Source organism: Treponema sp. UBA785 (assembly GCF_002297065.1).
GTDB lineage: Bacteria > Spirochaetota > Spirochaetia > Treponematales > Treponemataceae > Treponema_D.
In genome coordinates this window covers 1,894-2,651 of record NZ_DBJD01000015.1, presented here as the reverse complement: position 1 = coordinate 2,651, position 758 = coordinate 1,894, and the positions used below count along the sequence as shown (strand labels likewise).

1 protein-coding gene is annotated in these 758 nt (G+C 48.8%); it reads right to left on the bottom strand.

From position 1 onward, the window contains the following. Nucleotides 1-758: amidase family protein (locus B2X33_RS01185; RefSeq protein ID WP_296666944.1), on the bottom strand; the 758-nt coding region annotated here is incomplete at both ends.

The window sequence follows — 758 nt, the reverse complement described above, 5'->3', positions numbered from 1 at the left end:
GGGTCGTCAACTTTTGAGCCGAGCTTGAACGAGGCTGTCGGGCAAGTCGGGCAGAGAATCAAGTCGTATTTCTCAAACAGAGAAGCAACTTCACGCTGAATTCTCGCGCGCACGCTCATTCCTTTTTTGTAAGTGTCGCCTGAAAACTGCTCTGAAAGCACGTAGTTTCCGATTATGATTCTTCGCTTTACCTCAGGCCCGAATCCGTTTGAGCGGGTATCGATGTAAAGCTGGTCGTAGCCTTTCTCATTGTCAACGCGGTTTCCGTAACGGATTCCGTCAAAACGGCTGAGGTTTGAAGCAGCCTCGGAAAGCGCAATCACGTAATAAGACGCGATTGAAGCGTCAAGAATCGGAAGGTCAACAGTCTCGATTTTCGCGCCTTTTGAAGAAAACCAAGATTTCACTTCTGCAAAAACTTTCGCAACGTCAGCGTCCATTCCTTTTGATTCCTCAAACTGCTTAGGAACGGCAATCTTCAATTTAGAGACATCAATCGCCTTGAGATTTTTCAGCTCGCCAGAAGAAGGCAAGTCCGCGGAAGTGTCATCGTAAAAATCAACGCCGGACATCAAAGAAAGCGGAAGCGCAATGTCTTTTGGAGAATGCCCGATAATTCCAACCTGATCGAGGGAAGAGCCGTAAGCGACAACGCCCCAGCGGCTCAAAACTCCGTAAGTCGGCTTTAAGCCGTAAACTCCGCAGTAAGAAGCAGGCAAGCGGACAGAACCGCCGGTTTCAGTTCCAAGACCGAAAAG